Below are 17,173 nucleotides of genomic sequence, written 5' to 3' on the forward strand. Positions count from 1 at the left end.
GGGTCCGGACGCAGGTGCTGCGCCGGTGAACCGGCAGACCGACAGACAATGATGCCAGAACCACGGACCGGCCCGAAATCATCCCGCCGGACCGGCCGTCGGCCACCGGCGACCCCGCCTCCGTGCCCCACCTATCCTGGGCGGATGTCCGCCTCGCCCCCGTCCGACGAGGTGCGGCCGCTGACCATCGGCCTGCTGCTGGACGACGGGCTCGACCGTCCGGACGGTGTGCAGCAGTACGTGCTGGCGCTCGCCCGGCACCTGACGGCCCGGGGGCACACCGTCCACCTGGTCGCCTCGACCACCCGCCGCACGGACCTGGAGAACCTCCACGTGCTGGGCCGTCACCTCGGCGTGCGCGTCAACGGCAACGTGGTGCGGACGCCGCTGCCGGCCTCGGCCGCCTCGGTGCGCCGACTGCTCGCGCAGGTGCCGTTCGACGTGCTGCACGTGCAGCTGCCGCACTCCCCCCTGCTCACCGGGCGGGTGGTGCGGCGGGCCGCTGCCGACGTCGCCGTGGTCGGGACCTTCCTGATCCTGCCGGACTCCCGCCGCGTGGCCCTGGCCACGCGGGCGCTCGGGCTGGCGGAGCGGCGCACGCTGCGGCGGTTCCACGAGGTGATCGCCCTGTCCGAGCCGGCCGGCCAGTTCGCGCACCGGGCCTTCGGCGTGACGTCGACCGCGATCGGCATGCCGCTGGACCTGTCGGCCTTCCCGGCGGGACCCGTGCAGCCCACCGCCGGCCGGACCACCCAGATCGTCTTCCTCGGGCGGCTCGTGGAGCGCAAGGGGCCCCGGGAGCTGGTCGCGGCGCTGGCGCTGATGGAGCGCGAGCGGATGACGAGCCGGCCGTGGACCCTCACCCTGGCCGGCGGGGGGCCGCTGGTCGACGAGCTGCACCGTGCGGTGCGGACCGGTGGCCTGACGGAGAAGGTGCGCATGCCGGGGTTCGTGGCGGAGGAGGAGAAGGCGCAGCTGCTCGCCGGTGCCGGGCTCGTCGTCCTGCCCTCGACGGGCGGCGAGAGCTTTGGCATCTCGGTGGTCGAGGCGCTGGCCTGCGCCGGCGGTCCGGTGCTCGCCGGCGACAACGCCGGGTACCGCACCACGATGGCGGGCGTCGAGGAGCAGCTGGTGGACGCGCGGGACGTCCGTGCGCTCGCCCGCGCCCTGGCACGCTGGGTCGACGCGGACGACGAGGAGCGCGCCGCCGCGGTCCGGCGTCAGCGCGCGGCCGTGCACCGGTTCGACGCCGACCTGGTCATGGACCAGGTCGAGGCGGTGTACCGCCGGGCGGTGCGGGCGGCCGGTCGCTGACGCGGGGGCCGCCCGCACCGGCGGTCCGGTGCGGGCGGGACGGCCTCAGACCGTGCGGCCGATGGTGTCCTCGAGGATGGAGGGGCCACCCGGGGTGGTCTTCTGCACCTGCAGCAGGAACTCGACGTTCGACTTCGTCTCGCGCAGCTTGCCGAGCAGCAGCTCGATCGCCTGCTGCTGGTCGAGCGCACCGAGCACCCGGCGCAGCTTGTAGACGATCTTCAGCTCGTCGGTGGACATGAGGATCTCCTCGCGGCGGGTGCCGGACGCGTTGACGTCCACCGCCGGGAAGATCCGCTTGTCCGCCAGCGACCGGGACAGCCGCAGCTCCATGTTCCCGGTGCCCTTGAACTCCTCGAAGATGATGTCGTCCATCTTCGATCCCGTCTCCACGAGGGCCGAGGCGACGATCGTCAGCGAGCCGCCGTTCTCGATGTTGCGCGCGGCACCGAAGAACTTCTTCGGCGGGTACAGCGCCGCGGCGTCGACACCGCCGGACAGGATGCGCCCGGAGGCCGGTGCCGCGAGGTTGTACGCGCGCGACAGGCGGGTGATCGAGTCGAGCAGCACCACGACGTCCTGACCCAGCTCGACCAGGCGCTTGGCCCGCTCGATCGCGAGCTCGGCGACGATCGTGTGGTCCGACGCCGGCCGGTCGAAGGTCGAGGCGATCACCTCTCCCTTCACCGTCCGCTCCATGTCCGTGACCTCCTCGGGGCGCTCGTCGACGAGCACGACCATGAGGTGGACCTCGGGGTTGTTCGCGGTGATCGAGTTGGCGATCTGCTGCATGATGATCGTCTTGCCGGCCTTGGGCGGCGCGACGATGAGGCCGCGCTGGCCCTTGCCGATGGGCGCGACGATGTCGATCACGCGGGGCGTCAGCCGGGTCGGCTCGGTCTCCAGGCGCAGGCGCTCCTGGGGGTAGAGCGGCGTCAGCTTGCCGAACTCGGGCCGCTGACGCGCCTGCTCCGGCGTCAGGCCGTTGACGGTGTCGAGCCGCACCAGCGCGTTGAATTTGTTCGGCCGGTTCCCCGCCGGCGGCAGCTCGCCCTCACGGGGCTGGCGGACGGCACCGGTGATCGCGTCACCGCGGCGCAGCCCGGCCTTCTTCACCTGACCGAGGCTGACGTACACGTCGTGCGGGCCCGGCAGGTAGCCGCTGGTCCGCACGAAGGCGTAGGACTCGAGCACGTCGAGGATGCCCGCGACGGGCAGCAGCACGTCGTCCTCGGACAGCTCGACCTCGTTGTCCAGACCGAGGAGGTCCGGACCGTTGGGGCCCCGGCCGCGACCGCGCTTGCGGTCCCGGTCGCGGTAGCGGTCCCGGGACCGACGACGACGGCCGTTGCCCTCGCCCTCGTCGCCCGCGTCGGTGCGCTCGGCCTGCCCGGCCGGGCCCTGGGTGCGCTCGGTGCGCTGCTGGCGGTCGCCGCGGACGAAGCCCTCGCGCTCGTAGCGGAGGCGGTCCTGCGCCGGACGCTCGCCGCCCTGACGCTCCTGGTCGGGGCGGTCCGGACCCTCGGCTCCCGTGTCGCCCGTGGGCTCGGCTGCGCGGAGCTGCGCGCGGTCCGCCTCGTCGGCACGGACGGGCGCACCGGCGCCGCGACCGGCGCGGCGGCTGCGGCGCTCGGCGTTGACGCCGACGACGGCCTCGACCGCACGGGCCGCGCGGTCCTCGCGGTCGTCCTGGTGCGCCGTCGTCCGCGCGTCGAGCGCGGCCTCGAGGCCGGCAAGTGCGTCCTGCGCGCCACGGACCGGGCGAGCCTCCTCGTCCCCGGAGCCCAGTGGTGCGCGCGCGGGCCGCGCCGCGCGCCGGGGCGGCCGCTCCGCCCGCTCGGCCGGCCGGTCTGCGGGCTCGTCGGTGCGCTCGGGCAACGCGAGCGCTGCCGTGGTCTGGGGTGCGACGACCGGCTCGGCGGCCACCCGCCGCGCCTCCCGCGGGCGGCTCTCCTGCGATGCCGGGCCCGCCGTGCCGCGTGCGGCGCCGATCGCCTGCACCAGCTCGCCCTTGCGCATCTTCGAGGTGCCCTTCACGCCGAGCTGGGCCGCCATGGCCTGCAGCTCGGGGAGCCGGAGGGCGGACAGCCCCCCGGAACGGGCGGTACCGCCGGAACTCGTCACGGCGGTGTCGATGGTGTCTGTCACGAAGGACCCTTCCCCCTCGTCGGGCCTCCCGACGCTCGTCGGGACGGCCGTCGCCCGGTCCGGGACCGGGCGGTGGTGGAGCCGCACGGAAGACGTTCGACGACGTCAGCTCACGTGGGCGGGGCGTTCCCGTTCGTCGACTCGTGCCGAACGTGTGCGGGGTGCTGGTGCACCGGTCCAGGCGGTCCCGACCGTGCCGGGGCCGCGAAACCGTCGCTCCTGCGATGAGGACGAGGTCCGGGGAACGTCACGATGCTAGCACCGGCGGACGTCCCGACCGGCGCGCGTCGCGCGCTGTGGACGCCCCGCGTCGGTGCTGGCAGCGGCCGTGCCGGTCAGCTCAGGGGGGACCGCTCGGCGACCGCCCCGCGGGGGTCCACCGGCAGGGGCAGCACCAGCCAGCCGGCCATCACGCCGCCGAACGCCGCCGCGATCGCCGCGTCCGCATCCGTGCCGCCGTCCGCCGTGCGGCGGGCCAGCACCAGCACCGTGGGTCCGGCACCGGACACCACGGCGGCGATCCCCTGCCGGCGGAGCGCTCCGACCAGCGCGAGCGAGTCCGGCATCACGGCGCGGCGGTACTCCTGGTGCAGCCGGTCCTCGGTGGCGGGCAGCAGCAGGTCAGGCCGCCGGCCGAGCGCCTCGACCAGCAGCGCGGCACGGCCGGCCTCGAACGCGGCGTCCCCGTGCGGCACCTGGGCGGGCAGCACGCTGCGGGCCGTCCGCGTCGACAGGTGCTGCGGCGGGACCACGGCCACGGGGAGCACGTCGGGATGCACCGGCAGCCGCGCGGCGCGCACCCTCGAGTCGTCCGACCAGGCGACGGTCGCGCCCCCGAGCAGCGCGGGGGCGGCGTTGTCCGGGTGTCCCTCCATCTGCGTCGCCAGGGCGAGGCAGGTGTCGTCGTCCAGGGCACCGGGGTCGGCGATCAGGCCTCGTGCGGCCAGGATGCCGGCGACCACCGCGGCCGCGGACGAGCCCAGACCCCGCCCGTGCGGGATGCGGTTGTGGCACACCAGGTGCAGGCCCACCTGCGAGGCGCCCACGTGGTCCAGCGCGAGACGGACCGCCCGGACCACCAGGTGCTGCTCGTCGTCCGGCACCTGGCCGGCACCCTCCCCCGAGACCTCGACCGTGGCACCCGGGGAGCCGACGGCGCGCACCTCGAGCTCGTCGTGCAGGGACAGCGCGACGCCGAGCGCGTCGAAGCCAGGACCGAGGTTCGCGCTCGTCGCGGGCACGCGGACGTGCACCCGGTCGGCGGCCAGGCGCATCGCTCAGTCCAGGCCGAGGGCGTCGGCGATGGACACGACGTCCGCCGACACGCGAACGGGCTGCACGTCGCCGCCGTCGGCGGTGCGGAGCGCCCACTGCGGGTCCTTCAGGCCGTGCCCGGTCACCGTGACGGTGATCCGCAGGCCGGCCGGGATGCGGCCAGCCTCGGACAGCGCCAGGAGGCCGGCGACCCCGGTGGCAGACGCGGGCTCGACGAACACCCCCTCCTGCGCCGACAGGAACCGGTGCGCGGCCAGGATCTGCTCGTCCGTCACGGACTCGATGAGACCGCCGGAGGTGTCGCGCGCGTCCTCGGCCTGCGCCCACGACGCGGGGTTGCCGATGCGGATGGCTGTGGCGATCGTCTCCGGGGCGTCCACCGGGTGCCCCAGCACGATCGGCGCGGCACCGGCGGCCTGGAAGCCCCACATCGCCGGCGTGCGGCTCGCCACGGCCGGCAGGCCCGAGCCGCCGTCGAGGCCCGCGTACTCGCGGTAGCCCTTCCAGTACGCGGTGATGTTCCCCGCGTTGCCGACCGGCAGCACGTGCACGTCCGGGGCGTCGCCGAGCGAGTCGACGATCTCGAACGCCGCCGTCTTCTGGCCCTCGATGCGGTCGGGGTTGACCGAGTTCACCAGCTCGACCGGGTAGGCCTCGGCCAGCTTGCGGGCGGCGACCAGGCAGTCGTCGAAGTTGCCGTCCACCTGCAGCAGCCGGGCCCCGTGGGCGACGGCCTGGCTCAGCTTGCCCATCGCGATCTTGCCGTCCGGCACCAGCACGGCGCAGACCATGCCCGCGCGCGCGGCGTAGGCCGCGGCCGAGGCCGAGGTGTTGCCGGTCGACGCGCAGACGACGGCCTTCGCACCGCGTCCGGCCGCGGCCGAGATCGCGGTGGTCATGCCGCGGTCCTTGAACGAGCCGGTCGGGTTCATGCCCTCGACCTTGAGGTGCACCTCCGCACCGATCCGGGTGGACAGAACGGGGGCCGGAACCAGCGGCGTACCGCCCTCGGCGAGGGTGACCACCTTCTGCTGGACGTGGGCGGGCAGGCGGTCGGCGTACTCGGCGATCACGCCGCGCCACTGGTGGGCCATCAGGCTCCCTCGACTCGCAGGACGGACAGCACGGCGCGCACCACGGCGAGCTCCGCGATCGCGGCGACCGTGGCGCGGAGGTTCGCCTCGGACGCGACGTGCGTGGTGATCACCAGGTGCGCGGCGTCTCTGGCAGCGGGCGACTGGCGCACCGCCTCGATGGACACCTCGTGCTCGGCGAGCAGGGCGGCCACCTGGGCCAGCACGCCCGGACGGTCCTCCACGTCCAGACGCACCTGGTACCGGGCCCGGCCGGCACCGGCCGGCAGCACCGGGAGGTCCGCGTAGGACGACTCGACGGGACCCTTGCCACCGAGCACGCGGTGCCGCGCCACCGAGACGACGTCGCCGAGCACCGCGGAGGCGGTCGGGGCCCCGCCCGCGCCACGGCCGAGGAACATCAGCTCCCCGGCGGCGTCGGACTCGACGAACACGGCGTTGAACGAGCCGCCGACCTTGGCCAGCGGATGCCCCTCCGGCACCAGCGACGGGTGCACCTGCACCAGGACGCCGTCCCGGCCGGTCTCCTCGTCGGGCACCCGCTCGGCGATGGCGAGCAGCTTGAGCACGTGGCCGGTGCGCGCCGCCCACGCGACGTCGTCCGCGGTCAGGGCGGTGATGCCCTCGCGACCGACGTCGTCCAGCGAGACCCGGGTGTGGAACGCGAGCGAGGCCAGGATCGCGGCCTTCGCCGCGGCGTCGTACCCCTCGACGTCCGCCGTCGGGTCGGCCTCGGCGTAGCCCAGCGCCTGCGCCTCCTTGACGGCCATGTCGAGGTCGAGACCCTCGGCGGCCATCCGGTCGAGCACGTAGTTGGTGGTGCCGTTGACGATGCCGAGCACGCGCCGCACCCCGTCGCCCGCGAGGGACTCGCGCACCGCGCGCACCACCGGGACGGCACCGGCCACGGCCGCCTCGAAGTACAGGTCGACACCGGCGGCCTCCGCTGCCGCGTAGAGCGTCGGACCGTCCTGCGCGAGCAGCGCCTTGTTCGCGGTCACCACCGCGGCACCGTGGGCGATCGCCTCGAGGATCAGGCTGCGGGCGGGCTCGATGCCGCCCATCAGCTCGACCACCACGTCCGCCCGGCGGACCAGGGACTGCGCGTCGGTGGTGAGGAGGGCGGGGTCCACGACGGGGTCGCGCTCGGCGTCGAGGCTGCGGACGGCGACCCCGACGATCGTCAGCGGCGCCCCGACGCGTGCCGCCAGGTCGTCGGCCTGCTCGGTGAGCAGCCGGACCACCTGGGTGCCGACCACGCCGCAGCCGAGGACGGCCACGCGCAACGGTCCGGAGGTGGGCGCAGCGCTCACGGGTACCTCTCCTCGTGGGGGTGTCGGCGCATACGATACGGGCCCCCGTCGCGGCGGTGTCCGGGCCGATCAGGGGTCGGGCACACCGCTCCCGGCGCCGCACGGCGACGCCCGAGACCGCGCGGATCAGCCCTCGTCGAGCGCCAGCAGGTCCGCGACCGTCTCCCGGCGCAGCAGCACGCGGGCCGCACCGTCGCGCACACCGACCACCGGGGGCCGGGGCACGAGGTTGTAGGTCGAGGCCATCGACCTCCCGTAGGCCCCCGTCGCCGGCACCGCGAGCAGGTCGCCCGCGTGCACGTCCCCCGGCAGCTGCACCTCGTGGACCACGATGTCGCCGCTCTCGCAGTGCTTGCCCACCACGCGCGCCAGCACGGGCTCCGCCCCGGACGACCGTCCGACGACCTCCGCGTGGTACCGGGCGCCGTACAGAGCTGGACGGATGTTGTCGCTCATCCCGCCGTCCACCGACACGTAGGTGCGCACCCGGCCGTCGTCGAGGCGCACCGGCTTCACGGTGCCGACCGTGTAGAGCGTCAGACCCGCCGGCCCGACGATCGCCCGGCCGGGCTCCACCGAGAACCGCGGCAGCGCCGTCCGGGTGTCCCGCGCCGCGGCCGCCACCGCGGCTGCGACGCCGTCCGCCACCTCGTCGGTGTCCATCGGCTCCTCGCCGGGCAGGTACGCGATGCCGTACCCGCCACCGAGGTCCACCTCCTCGACCAGCACGCCGGCGCGCGCGGCGAGCTCGGCGCGCAGCTCGAGCACCCGCCGCGCGGCGACCTCGAACCCCGTCGGGTCGAGGATCTGCGAGCCGATGTGCGAGTGGATGCCGAGCAGCCGCAGCGACGGGCGGTCCAGCACCGCGAGCAGGGCGGTCATCGCCGGGCTGTCGCCGCCGGGGCCGGCCGCCATCGACAGCCCGAACTTCTGGTCCTCGTGCGCCGTGGAGATGTACTCGTGGCCACCCGCGTGGACGCCGGTGGTCACCCGCACCATCACCGGTGCGACCAGTCCCCGCGCCGCGGCCGCCGCGGCGAGGCGGTCGATCTCCACCAGCGAGTCGGCGACCAGCCGGCCGACGCCGGCGTCGAGGGCCGCCGCGATCTCCTCGTCGGATTTGTTGTTGCCGTGCATGCCGAGGTGCTCGCCCGGCACGCCGGCCGCGAGCGCGACGGCCAGCTCGCCGCCGGTCGCGACGTCGACGCGGAGACCCTCCTCGTGCACCCACCGCGCGACGGCACGGGACAGGAACGCCTTGCCGGCGTAGTAGACGTCCACCTCGCACCCGAGGGCGGCGAAGGCCCGCTCGAACGCGGAGCGGAAGCCCCGTGCCCGCGCGCGCAGGTCCGCCTCGTCCAGGACGTAGGCCGGTGTGCCGAACCGCGCGGCGAGCTCGTGCACGTCGACGCCCGCGACCGACAGCGACCCGTCCGCCGTCCTGGTGCTGCCGGACGACCACGGCTCCCCGAGCGGGCCGGTCACATCCGCTCCGGCGCGCTGACACCCAGCAGCGCCAGCCCGTTGGCCAGCACCTGGCGGGTCGCGTCGTTCAGCCACAGGCGCGTGCGGTGCACGTCGGACACGTCCTCGTCGCCGAACGGCGTGACGCGGCGCTGGTCGTACCACTTGTGGTAGGCGCCGGCGAGGTCCTCGAGGTAGCGGGCGACGCGGTGCGGCTCGCGCAGCTCCGCGGCGGCGGCGACGACGCGTGGCAGCTCCGCGAGCCGGCCGAGCAGCACCGCCTCGGACTCGTGGTCCAGGAGCGAGGCGTCGAAACCGTCCTCGATGCGCACCCCCGAGTCGGCGGCGTTGCGACCGACGTTGACCGTGCGCGCGTGGGCGTACTGCACGTAGTAGACGGGGTTCTCGTTGGTCGCCTTCGCCAGCAGGTCGAGGTCGAGGTCGATCGCCGAGTCGGTCGACGAGCGGGCGAGGGCGTACCGGGCGGCGTCGACGCCGACGGCGTCGACCAGGTCGTCGATGGTGACGACCGTGCCCGCGCGCTTGCTCATCCGCACCGGCTCGCCGTCCTTGACCAGGTTGACCAGCTGGCCGATCAGCAGCTCGAGGTTGACGTGCGGCGTGTCCCCGAAGGCGGCGCAGACGGCCATCATCCGGCCGATGTAGCCGTGGTGGTCGGCGCCGAGCATGATCACCACGCGGTCGGCGCCGCGCTCCCGCTTGTCCAGGTAGTAGGCGATGTCACCGGCGATGTACGCCGCCTCGCCGTCGGACTTGATCACCACGCGGTCCTTGTCGTCCCCGAACGTGGTGGTGCGCAGCCAGACGGCGCCGTCCTTCTCGTAGATGTGCCCGGCCTCGCGCAGCCGCTCCACGGCCCGGTCCACCGCACCCGACTCGTGCAGCGAGTCCTCGTGGAAGTAGACGTCGAACTCGACGCCGAAGTCGCGCAGCGACTGCTTGATCTCGGCGAACATCAGCTCGACGCCCCGCACGCGGAACGCCTCGGTCGCCTCGCGGTCCGGCAGCGTCCGCGGGTCCGGCTCGCCGGCCGCGAGCGCGTCGGCGACCACCTGCTCCGCGATGTCGGTGATGTACTGCCCGCCGTAGCCGTCCTCCGGGGCCTCCTCGCCCCGCGACCGCGCTACCAGCGACCGGGCGAACCGGTCGATCTGGGCGCCGTGGTCGTTGAAGTAGTACTCGCGCGTCACCGTGGCGCCCGACGCCTCGAGCACGCGCGCCAGGCTGTCCCCGACCGCCGCCCACCGCACCCCGCCGATGTGCAGCGGACCGGTCGGGTTGGCGGACACGAACTCGAGGTTGACCGCGATGCCGTCGAACGACGTGTTGCGGCCGTACCCGGGCCCCTGGTCGACGATCGTGCGGGCCAGCTCGCCGGCGGCGGCCGCGTCGAGCCGGATGTTGAGGAAGCCCGGGCCGGCCACCTCCACAGAGGCGACGCCCGGCGTCTGCTCGAGGCGGCCCGCCAGGTCGGCGGCCAGGGCGCGCGGCGTCGCGCCGGCCTTCTTCGCCAGCTGCATCGCGACGTTGGTCGACCAGTCGCCGTGCTCGCGCTGACGGGGTCGCTCGAGGTGCACCTCGGCCGGGATCGCGGCCGGGTCGAGGGCGAGGCTGCCGTCGTCCACGGCGGCCAGGAGAGCGGCGCGCACGGCCTGCGCGAGCTGATCGGGGGTCACCGCGTCAGCCTACCGAGCAGCACGTGGCCGCCCGGTCGGCGTCCGGGCGGCCCGCGAGCAGCGCCCGCGCAGGTGAGGCGTCGGCAGCACGAGGGGTGAGACGTCGGACGACCGGTCCCGGGCAGGCGTCCGATGCAGGCACACTGTCCCCATGGCGCGACGTACCGGTCTGATCGACAGCGCGGTCGAACAGCTGAGCTCCCGCATCGTCTCGGGCGAGTGGGGGGTGGGGACCCGGATCCCTCCCGAGCCCGCGCTGGTGGAGCTGCTCGGTGTGGGTCGCAACACCGTGCGGGAGGCGGTGCAGTCCCTGGTGCACGCCGGGCTGCTGGAGCGGCGGCAGGGCTCGGGCACGTACGTGCTGTCCAGCTCCGAGATGGCGGTGAGCATGAGCCGCCAGATCGCCGAGGCGCGCCAGCGCGACGTGATCGAGGTCCGTCGGGCGCTCGAGGTCGAGGCCGCCCGGCTCGCCGCGCGTCGCCGCACCGCCACCGACGCCGCCACGCTCGTCTCACGTCGCGACGCCCGCTCCGCCGCCTACCTGGCCGGCGACCTCGACCAGATGGTGGAGACGGACCTCGCGCTGCACCGCGCCATCGTGGAGACGGCCGCCAACCCCGTGCTGCTGTCCCTCTACGAGAACCTGATCGACGCGATCGGCGACAACATCCGGTTCAACTTCATCGGCGAGGACGCCCACGGGCACGACGCGCACGACGGGCTGATCGACGCGATCGTCGCCGGCAACGACGCGCGGGCGGTCGACGAGACGTCGACGTACCTGTCCGACCTGGTCCGTGAGCAGTGAGCGCCGGCTGGTAGTCTCGGTCTCCGCGTCGCGGCGCAGCCGGAGGAGTGATCGTCCGGTTGGCTGACGGCGACAGGCCCGCGTAGCTCAGTGGATAGAGCGTCTGCCTCCGGAGCAGAAGGCCGCTGGTTCGAGTCCAGTCGCGGGCACGTTGAAGCCCTGGTCACCGCAGCGGTGGCCGGGGCTTCGTCGTCCGGTCGGTGGATGGCCGCCGGACCGCCGGGAGTGCGTTCGCCCGGGTGATCCTGTCGATCCCGGTCCGCGAACCGGCCCCTTGAGCGCCACTACAGGACTAGCGTCCAGATTCGTTGCGGTCCCCGCCGGACCCCCTGCCGGCGGGGGCCGCGCCATGTCCGGCCCGAGTGCCGAGCGCGGCACCGCGACGCCGGCGAACACCCCGCCGACGTCAGCGGGCGCGAGGCCACGACCGAACCGAGGGTCGGAGGGAACCGACGGTTCGACCTGACCTCCCTCAGGACCTGACGCGGCGGAGGGTCAGGCCCGCGGGCCCGGCGTCAGGCCCGCACCAGCCGCTCGTCGGCGGCCGGTCCCGTCGCAGCGGCGCTGGCGGCGACATCCGCCGCGCAGGGCTCGAGCAGCTCCAGCAGCTGGGGCGCCAGCGACGCGGCCGCCGGCGTCGGGCTGCTCACCACCGAGACGATCCACTCCGGGGTCGTGTCCTGCGGCAGGCGGACCGTGACCAGCCCCGCGGCCTGCGGCTTGGCGGCGATGTGCTGCGGCACCAGGGCGATGCCGAGGCCGCGGTGCGCCAGGTCGAGCAGCGTGTGGATGTCGTTGACCGTGCAGCGCACCCGCCGTCGCACGCCGTGCGCGTGGCAGGCCGCGTCGTTCAGCGACCGCACGCCCCACGAGTCCTGGAAGTCGATGAAGTCCTCGCCGTCCAGCTGCCCCCAGTCGACTCGGCTGCTGCCCGCCAGCCGGTGCTCGGGCGGCACCAGCAGCACGATCGGGCGCCGGTCGATCACGGTGCGGGCGACGGTAGCCACGTGCTCCGTCGTCGCGACGAAGGCCAGGTCCAGCTCGCCGGCGCGCACCTGTCCCACGAGCTCGTGCGAGCCGGCCTGGGCGAAGTGAATGTCGACCAACGGGTACCGGCGGTGGAACCGCTCGAGGACCGCGGGCACGTCGACGACGCCGAGGCACTGCTCGGCGCCGACCCGCAGCGAGCCGGCCAGCTCCCGCGTCGACCGCACGACGGCGTCCCGGCCGGCGGCCGCCTGCTCGAGCATCGAGCGGGCGTACGGCAGCAGGGCCATGCCGGCGTCGGTCGGCTCGACGCGCCTGGTCGTCCGGGTGAACAACGAGGTGCCGAGCTCCTCCTCGAGCGCCTTGATCGATGCGGACAGCCCGGACTGCGAGACGCCGGAGATCGCGGCGGCGCGGGTGAACTGCTGCTCGTCGGCGAGGGCGACGAGGTGCTCCATCTGCCGCAGGTCCATCGGTGGCCTCTTTCATGAGTGATGCTCATAACTGGCATCACTCGTAGTCGTTGGACTTCTAGATTAGCCCTCCCTAGGGTCGAGGACGACGGTCCGGGACCATCGGCCGGGCCGACGACGACGAAGGGTTCTCCCTCATGCAGCAGCGCACCCTCGGCCCCCGCACGGTCAGCGCGATCGGCCTCGGCGGCATGCCGATGTCCATCGAGGGCCGGCCGGACGAGGCCCGGTCGATCGCCACGATCCACGCCGCCCTCGACGCGGGCGTGACCCTGATCGACACCGCCGACGCGTACCACCTGCACGCGGGCGAGGTCGGCCACAACGAGGAGCTGATCGCCAAGGCCCTGCGCAGCTACGGCGGGGACACCTCGGAGGTGCTGGTCGCCACGAAGGGCGGTCACCTGCGCCCGGGCGACGGCTCGTGGACCCAGGACGGCCGTCCGGAGCACCTGCTGGAGGCCGCCAAGGCCTCCGCCAAGCGGCTCGGCGTCGAGGCGATCGGGCTGTACCAGTTCCACCGGCCCGACCCGAAGGTGCCCTACGCCGACTCGATCGGCGCGATCGTGCAGCTGCTCGACGAGGGCGTGATCCAGCTCGCGGGGATCTCCAACGCGAACGTCGAGCAGATCGACCAGGCGAACGAGCTCCTGGGCGGCCGGCTGGTCTCGGTGCAGAACCAGTTCTCCCCTGCGTTCCGCTCGTCGCAGGGCGAGCTGGAGCACTGTGCGGAGCTCGGTATCGCGTTCCTGCCGTGGAGCCCGCTCGGTGGGATCACCCGCGCGGGCGAGGTGGGTTCCCGGCACGGCGCCTTCCAGCAGGTCGCGGACGCGCACGGCGTCAGCCCGCAGCAGGTCACCCTCGCCTGGGAGCTCGCGCTCGCGCCCGTCGTCATCCCGATCCCGGGGGCCTCGCGCCCGACGAGCATCCAGGACTCCGTCAAGGCCGCCGAGCTGCAGCTCTCGGCCGACGAGGTCGCGCTCCTCTCCGGCGCCGACGCCTGAGCCGGTCCGAACCCACGGGAGAGACGCTGACATGAAGACGTTCACCCTGCCCGGCACGGACCTGACCGTGCCCAACGTCGTGCTCGGCCTGATGCGGATCGCCGACAAGTCGGACGAGGAGATCCGCGCGCTGCTGGCCGCCGCCCGCGACGCCGGCATCACGTTTCTCGACCACGCCGACGTGTACGGCACCCGCCTGCACGAGTGCGAGGAGCGGTTCGCCCAGGCGATGCGGCTCACCCCCGCCGACCGGGACGAGCTGGTGATCCAGACCAAGGCGGGCATCGTCCGCGGTGCCGGTTTCGACTTCTCGTACCAGCACATCGTGGAGTCGGTGGACGGGTCCCTGGCGGCGCTGGGCACGGACCGCATCGACATCCTGCTGCTGCACCGGCCGGACGCGCTGGTGGAGCCCGCGGAGGTCGCGCGGGCGTTCGACGACCTCGAGGCGGCGGGCAAGGTGCGCCACTTCGGGGTGTCCAACCACACACCGGGCCAGATCGAGCTGCTGCGCCGGTACGTCGGCCAGCCGCTGGTGGCCAACCAGCTGCAGCTGTCGCTGACGCACGCCGACATCGTCGCCCAGGGCGTGGCGATGAACATGCGGGACGAGCAGCAGTCCGTGGACCGCAGCCTCGGCGTGCTGGACTACTGCCGCCTGCACGACATCACCGTGCAGGCGTGGTCCCCTTACCAGGCGGGCTTCTTCAAGGGTCCGTTCCTCGGTTCGGCGGAGTACCCCGAGCTCAACGAGGTGATCGACCGCCTCGCGGCGGAGCACGACGTGACGCCCACGGCGATCGCGACCGCGTGGATCACCCGGCACCCGGCGCAGATGCAGGTGGTGCTGGGCACCACCCGACCGGACCGGGTGGCGGACGCCGCCGCCGGCTCGGACCTGCAGCTGACCCGTGCGCAGTGGTACGAGCTGTTCACCGCGGCGGGGTACATCGTCCCCTGAGAGGCATGACCGGCGGAGCCGAGCCCGGTCGGGTCCGTCCCGGCCGGGCTCGGTCGCGCTCGGGCCGGCCGCGCACCGGTGCGCCGGGCGGCGGACGTCCGCCATGATGGCCGCGCGACGGTGCGCGCGCGCCGATGTCCCCTCGAGAGGTGCTCCGTGACCGTTCCCTCGCATCCCGCTCCCCCGGCGTGGACGGTGCTGCGCCGCGACGGCGTCTCCGTCGTGGTCGCCCACGAGGCGGCCGGGCTCCCCACCGTGCGGCACTGGGGCGCGGACCTCGGCGCGCTGTCCGACGAGGACCTGGCCGGCATCGACGCGGCCACGTCCCGCCAGACTCCGCCCGGTGCGCTCGACGGCGCGTGGGGCCTCACCGTCCTGCTGCAGGAGGGCGACGGCTGGCCCGGCCGCCCCGGCGTGCTGCTCACCCGAGACGGCGCACCGCTCTTCCCGCGGTGGACCGTCCGGACCGTCGACCGCCCCGTCGACCAGGACGTCGCCGGCGTCGAGGTGACCGCCGCCGCGGAGGGCCTGCTGCTGCGCACGCGCATCGAGGTGGGCGCGGGCGGCCTCGTGCTGGTCGAGCACGCGCTGACCAACGACGGACCCGGCACCGTGGAGGTCGCGTGGCTCGAGGCGACCCTGCCCGTGCCGCGGCGAGCCGACCACGTCACCACGTTCTCCGGCCGGTGGACCCGCGAGAAGGTGCCGCAGACGACGCCCATGCCGCGCGGCAGCACCACCCGCACCTCGCGACGCGGGCGTGCCGGTCACGACTCCCCGTGGGCCACGCTCGCCTCGACCGGCGCACCCCACGACCGCCACGGCGAGGTGTGGGCGGTGCACCTCGGCTGGAGCGCCGACGTCACGCACCGGCTCGACCGGCTGACCGACCACAGCACCCTGCTCGGCGCCGGCGAGCTGCTGCGTCCCGGCGAGGTCCGTCTCGGTCCCGGCGAGGAGTACCGCACGCCGGTCGCGTACTTCGCCTGGTCGGCCACGGGTCTGGACGGCGTCTCGTCCCGGTTCCACACCTGGCTGCGGGCCCGCCCGCAGCACCCCCGCACACCTCGCCCCCTCGTGCTCAACACCTGGGAGGCGGTGTACTTCGACCACGACCCGGAGCGGCTGGCAGCGCTGGCCCGCCGGGCCGCGGAGGTCGGCGTCGAGCGGTTCGTGCTGGACGACGGGTGGTTCCACGACCGTCGCGACGACACCCGCGGCCTCGGCGACTGGGTGGTGGACCCGGCGGTCTGGCCGCACGGGCTGGAGCCGCTCGCCGAGCTGGTGCACTCCCTCGGCATGCAGCTGGGCCTGTGGTTCGAGCCCGAGATGGTCAACCTCGACTCCGACCTGGCGCGCGCGCACCCGGAGTGGCTGCTGCACGCGCGGCCGCTCGCAGCGCCCGACGGCGTCTCGTGGCGCAACCAGCACGTGCTCGACCTCGCCGAGCCGGCGGCCTGGGAGCACGTCCACGGGCAGATCGACGCGCTGGTGAGCCGGCTCGGGATCGACTTCATCAAGTGGGACCACAACCGGGACCTCGTCGAGCCCGTGCACGCCGGCCGGCCGGGCACGCACGCCCAGACGCTCGCCACGTACGCCCTGATCGCCCGGCTCAAGGCCGACCACCCCGGCCTCGAGATCGAGTCGTGCTCGTCCGGCGGCGCCCGCACCGACCTGGGCGTCCTCGCCGTCACCGACCGGGTGTGGGCGTCGGACTCCAACGACCCCGTCGAGCGGCAGGACGTCCAGCGCTGGACGCAGCTGCTGCTGCCGCCGGAGCTGGTAGGCGGCCACGTCGGACCGCCGACCGCGCACAGCTCCGGTCGCACCATCGACCTGCCCTACCGGTTGGCCACCGCGCTGATGGGCTCGGCCGGCCTCGAGTGGGACATCGCGGGGTGCGACGAGGAGGAGACGGCAGCCCTTCGGCGGTTCGCCGCCCTGTACACGGAGCTGCGGCCGCTGCTGCACACCGGCACCGTGGTGCACGCCGACCCGGTGGACCCGGCGCTGCGGATCATCGGCGTCGTGGCGGCGGACCGGGACGCGGCGGTGTTCACGGTCGCCACCGTGGCCTCCCTCGAGGAGTCGCTGCCCGAGCCCGTACGGCTGCCGGGTCTCGACCCCGAGCGCCTGTACCGCGTGCGGGTGCGCGACGAGATCGGTGCTGCTCAGGCCGGCTGGGTCATCCCGCCGTGGCTGTCCGCCGGCCAGGTTCGGCTGCCCGGTCGGGTGCTGAGCGAGGTCGGCCTGCAGCTGCCGGTCCTGTGGCCGTTCCAGGCGCTGGTGCTGCACCTCACCGCCGAGGAGGTGCGGCCGGCCTGACGGGCCGTTCCAGGCCGTTCCGGGCCGTTCCACCGCATACATCCCAGGACCCAGGTCCCGGAACGGAGCCGTGACGGGTCCTCGTCACAACACCTGGGACGACCGTCAGGACCTTTGCCCCGCCGGCCGGACGGACGGGCGCCCCTAGCGTCGAGATGTCGCCAAGACAGACCTCCAGCGTCGCAGGTCGACACCCATCGATACGACTAGGGGAGAACCACCGGTGCCATCCACCGAGAGCAGCCCGACCCCGCGCACCTCCAGCGCGCGGGACAAGAAGGTCGTCGAGACGCCCAAGGCCGCGGCC

The 17,173-nt window shown here is 74.1% G+C and carries 12 protein-coding genes and 1 tRNA gene; 6 read left to right on the forward strand and 7 right to left on the reverse strand.

Annotated features, from left to right (window positions below):
* The first annotated feature begins 144 nt into the window (after positions 1–144).
* Complete coding sequence (locus N0B34_RS12000) at positions 145–1,314, forward strand: glycosyltransferase family 4 protein (RefSeq protein WP_263731636.1); 1,170 nt, start codon at positions 145–147, stop codon at positions 1,312–1,314.
* A 45-nt stretch (positions 1,315–1,359) separates the two neighbouring features.
* Here the strand turns inward: N0B34_RS12000 and rho are convergent, their stop codons facing one another.
* From rho to argS, 6 genes are all read right to left on the reverse strand, one after another.
* Complete coding sequence (rho, locus tag N0B34_RS12005; protein ID WP_263731637.1) at positions 1,360–3,462, reverse strand: transcription termination factor Rho; 2,103 nt, start codon at positions 3,460–3,462, stop codon at positions 1,360–1,362.
* A gap of 335 nt (positions 3,463–3,797) precedes the next feature.
* Positions 3,798–4,736: a homoserine kinase gene (gene thrB, locus N0B34_RS12010; RefSeq protein ID WP_263731638.1), complete on the reverse strand. Its 939-nt coding sequence runs from the start codon at positions 4,734–4,736 to the stop codon at positions 3,798–3,800.
* Between the two features lie 3 nt (positions 4,737–4,739).
* Positions 4,740–5,831, reverse strand: coding sequence for a threonine synthase (thrC, locus tag N0B34_RS12015; protein WP_263731639.1), 1,092 nt, complete (start codon positions 5,829–5,831; stop codon positions 4,740–4,742).
* Positions 5,831–7,144, reverse strand: coding sequence for a homoserine dehydrogenase (locus N0B34_RS12020; RefSeq protein WP_263731640.1), 1,314 nt, complete (start codon positions 7,142–7,144; stop codon positions 5,831–5,833). Before N0B34_RS12020 ends, thrC begins: the two co-directional genes overlap by 1 nt.
* Before the next feature lie 126 nt (positions 7,145–7,270).
* The gene (gene lysA, locus N0B34_RS12025) at positions 7,271–8,629 is read right to left on the reverse strand and encodes a diaminopimelate decarboxylase (RefSeq protein ID WP_263731641.1); all 1,359 of its coding nucleotides are present in this window, start codon (positions 8,627–8,629) and stop codon (positions 7,271–7,273) included.
* On the reverse strand, positions 8,626–10,305 hold the full coding sequence (gene argS / locus N0B34_RS12030; protein ID WP_263731642.1) for an arginine--tRNA ligase: 1,680 nt from the start codon (positions 10,303–10,305) through the stop codon (positions 8,626–8,628). The genes lysA and argS overlap by 4 nt, the downstream gene beginning before the upstream one ends.
* A gap of 151 nt (positions 10,306–10,456) precedes the next feature.
* Here argS and N0B34_RS12035 point away from each other — a divergent pair, with 151 nt between their 5' ends.
* Both N0B34_RS12035 and N0B34_RS12040 read left to right on the forward strand, forming a co-directional pair.
* Positions 10,457–11,113, forward strand: a complete 657-nt coding sequence (locus tag N0B34_RS12035; RefSeq protein ID WP_263731643.1) for a FadR/GntR family transcriptional regulator — start codon at positions 10,457–10,459, stop codon at positions 11,111–11,113.
* 76 nt (positions 11,114–11,189) lie between these two features.
* Positions 11,190–11,262: transfer RNA gene (locus tag N0B34_RS12040), tRNA-Arg, on the forward strand.
* A 366-nt stretch (positions 11,263–11,628) separates the two neighbouring features.
* Here N0B34_RS12040 and N0B34_RS12045 read toward each other — a convergent pair.
* Positions 11,629–12,573: a LysR family transcriptional regulator gene (locus tag N0B34_RS12045; RefSeq protein WP_263731644.1), complete on the reverse strand. Its 945-nt coding sequence runs from the start codon at positions 12,571–12,573 to the stop codon at positions 11,629–11,631.
* A 137-nt stretch (positions 12,574–12,710) separates the two neighbouring features.
* On the opposite strand from N0B34_RS12045, the gene N0B34_RS12050 reads away from it, so the two are divergent.
* The 3 genes from N0B34_RS12050 (at position 12,711) to N0B34_RS12060 (ending at position 16,866) form a co-directional block, all read left to right on the forward strand.
* Positions 12,711–13,577, forward strand: coding sequence for an aldo/keto reductase (locus N0B34_RS12050; protein WP_263731645.1), 867 nt, complete (start codon positions 12,711–12,713; stop codon positions 13,575–13,577).
* A 31-nt stretch (positions 13,578–13,608) separates the two neighbouring features.
* A complete protein-coding gene (locus N0B34_RS12055) occupies positions 13,609–14,538 on the forward strand; it encodes an aldo/keto reductase (protein ID WP_263731646.1) in 930 nt (309 codons plus the stop codon).
* A gap of 156 nt (positions 14,539–14,694) precedes the next feature.
* Positions 14,695–16,866 carry an alpha-galactosidase gene (locus N0B34_RS12060; protein WP_263731647.1) on the forward strand — a complete coding sequence of 724 codons (2,172 nt, stop codon included), beginning with the start codon at positions 14,695–14,697 and terminating at the stop codon, positions 16,864–16,866.
* Positions 16,867–17,173: the final 307 nt, after the last annotated feature.

It is taken from the genome of Cellulomonas sp. SG140 (assembly GCF_025770785.1).
In the GTDB taxonomy this organism is placed as follows: Bacteria; Actinomycetota; Actinomycetes; order Actinomycetales; family Cellulomonadaceae; genus Cellulomonas.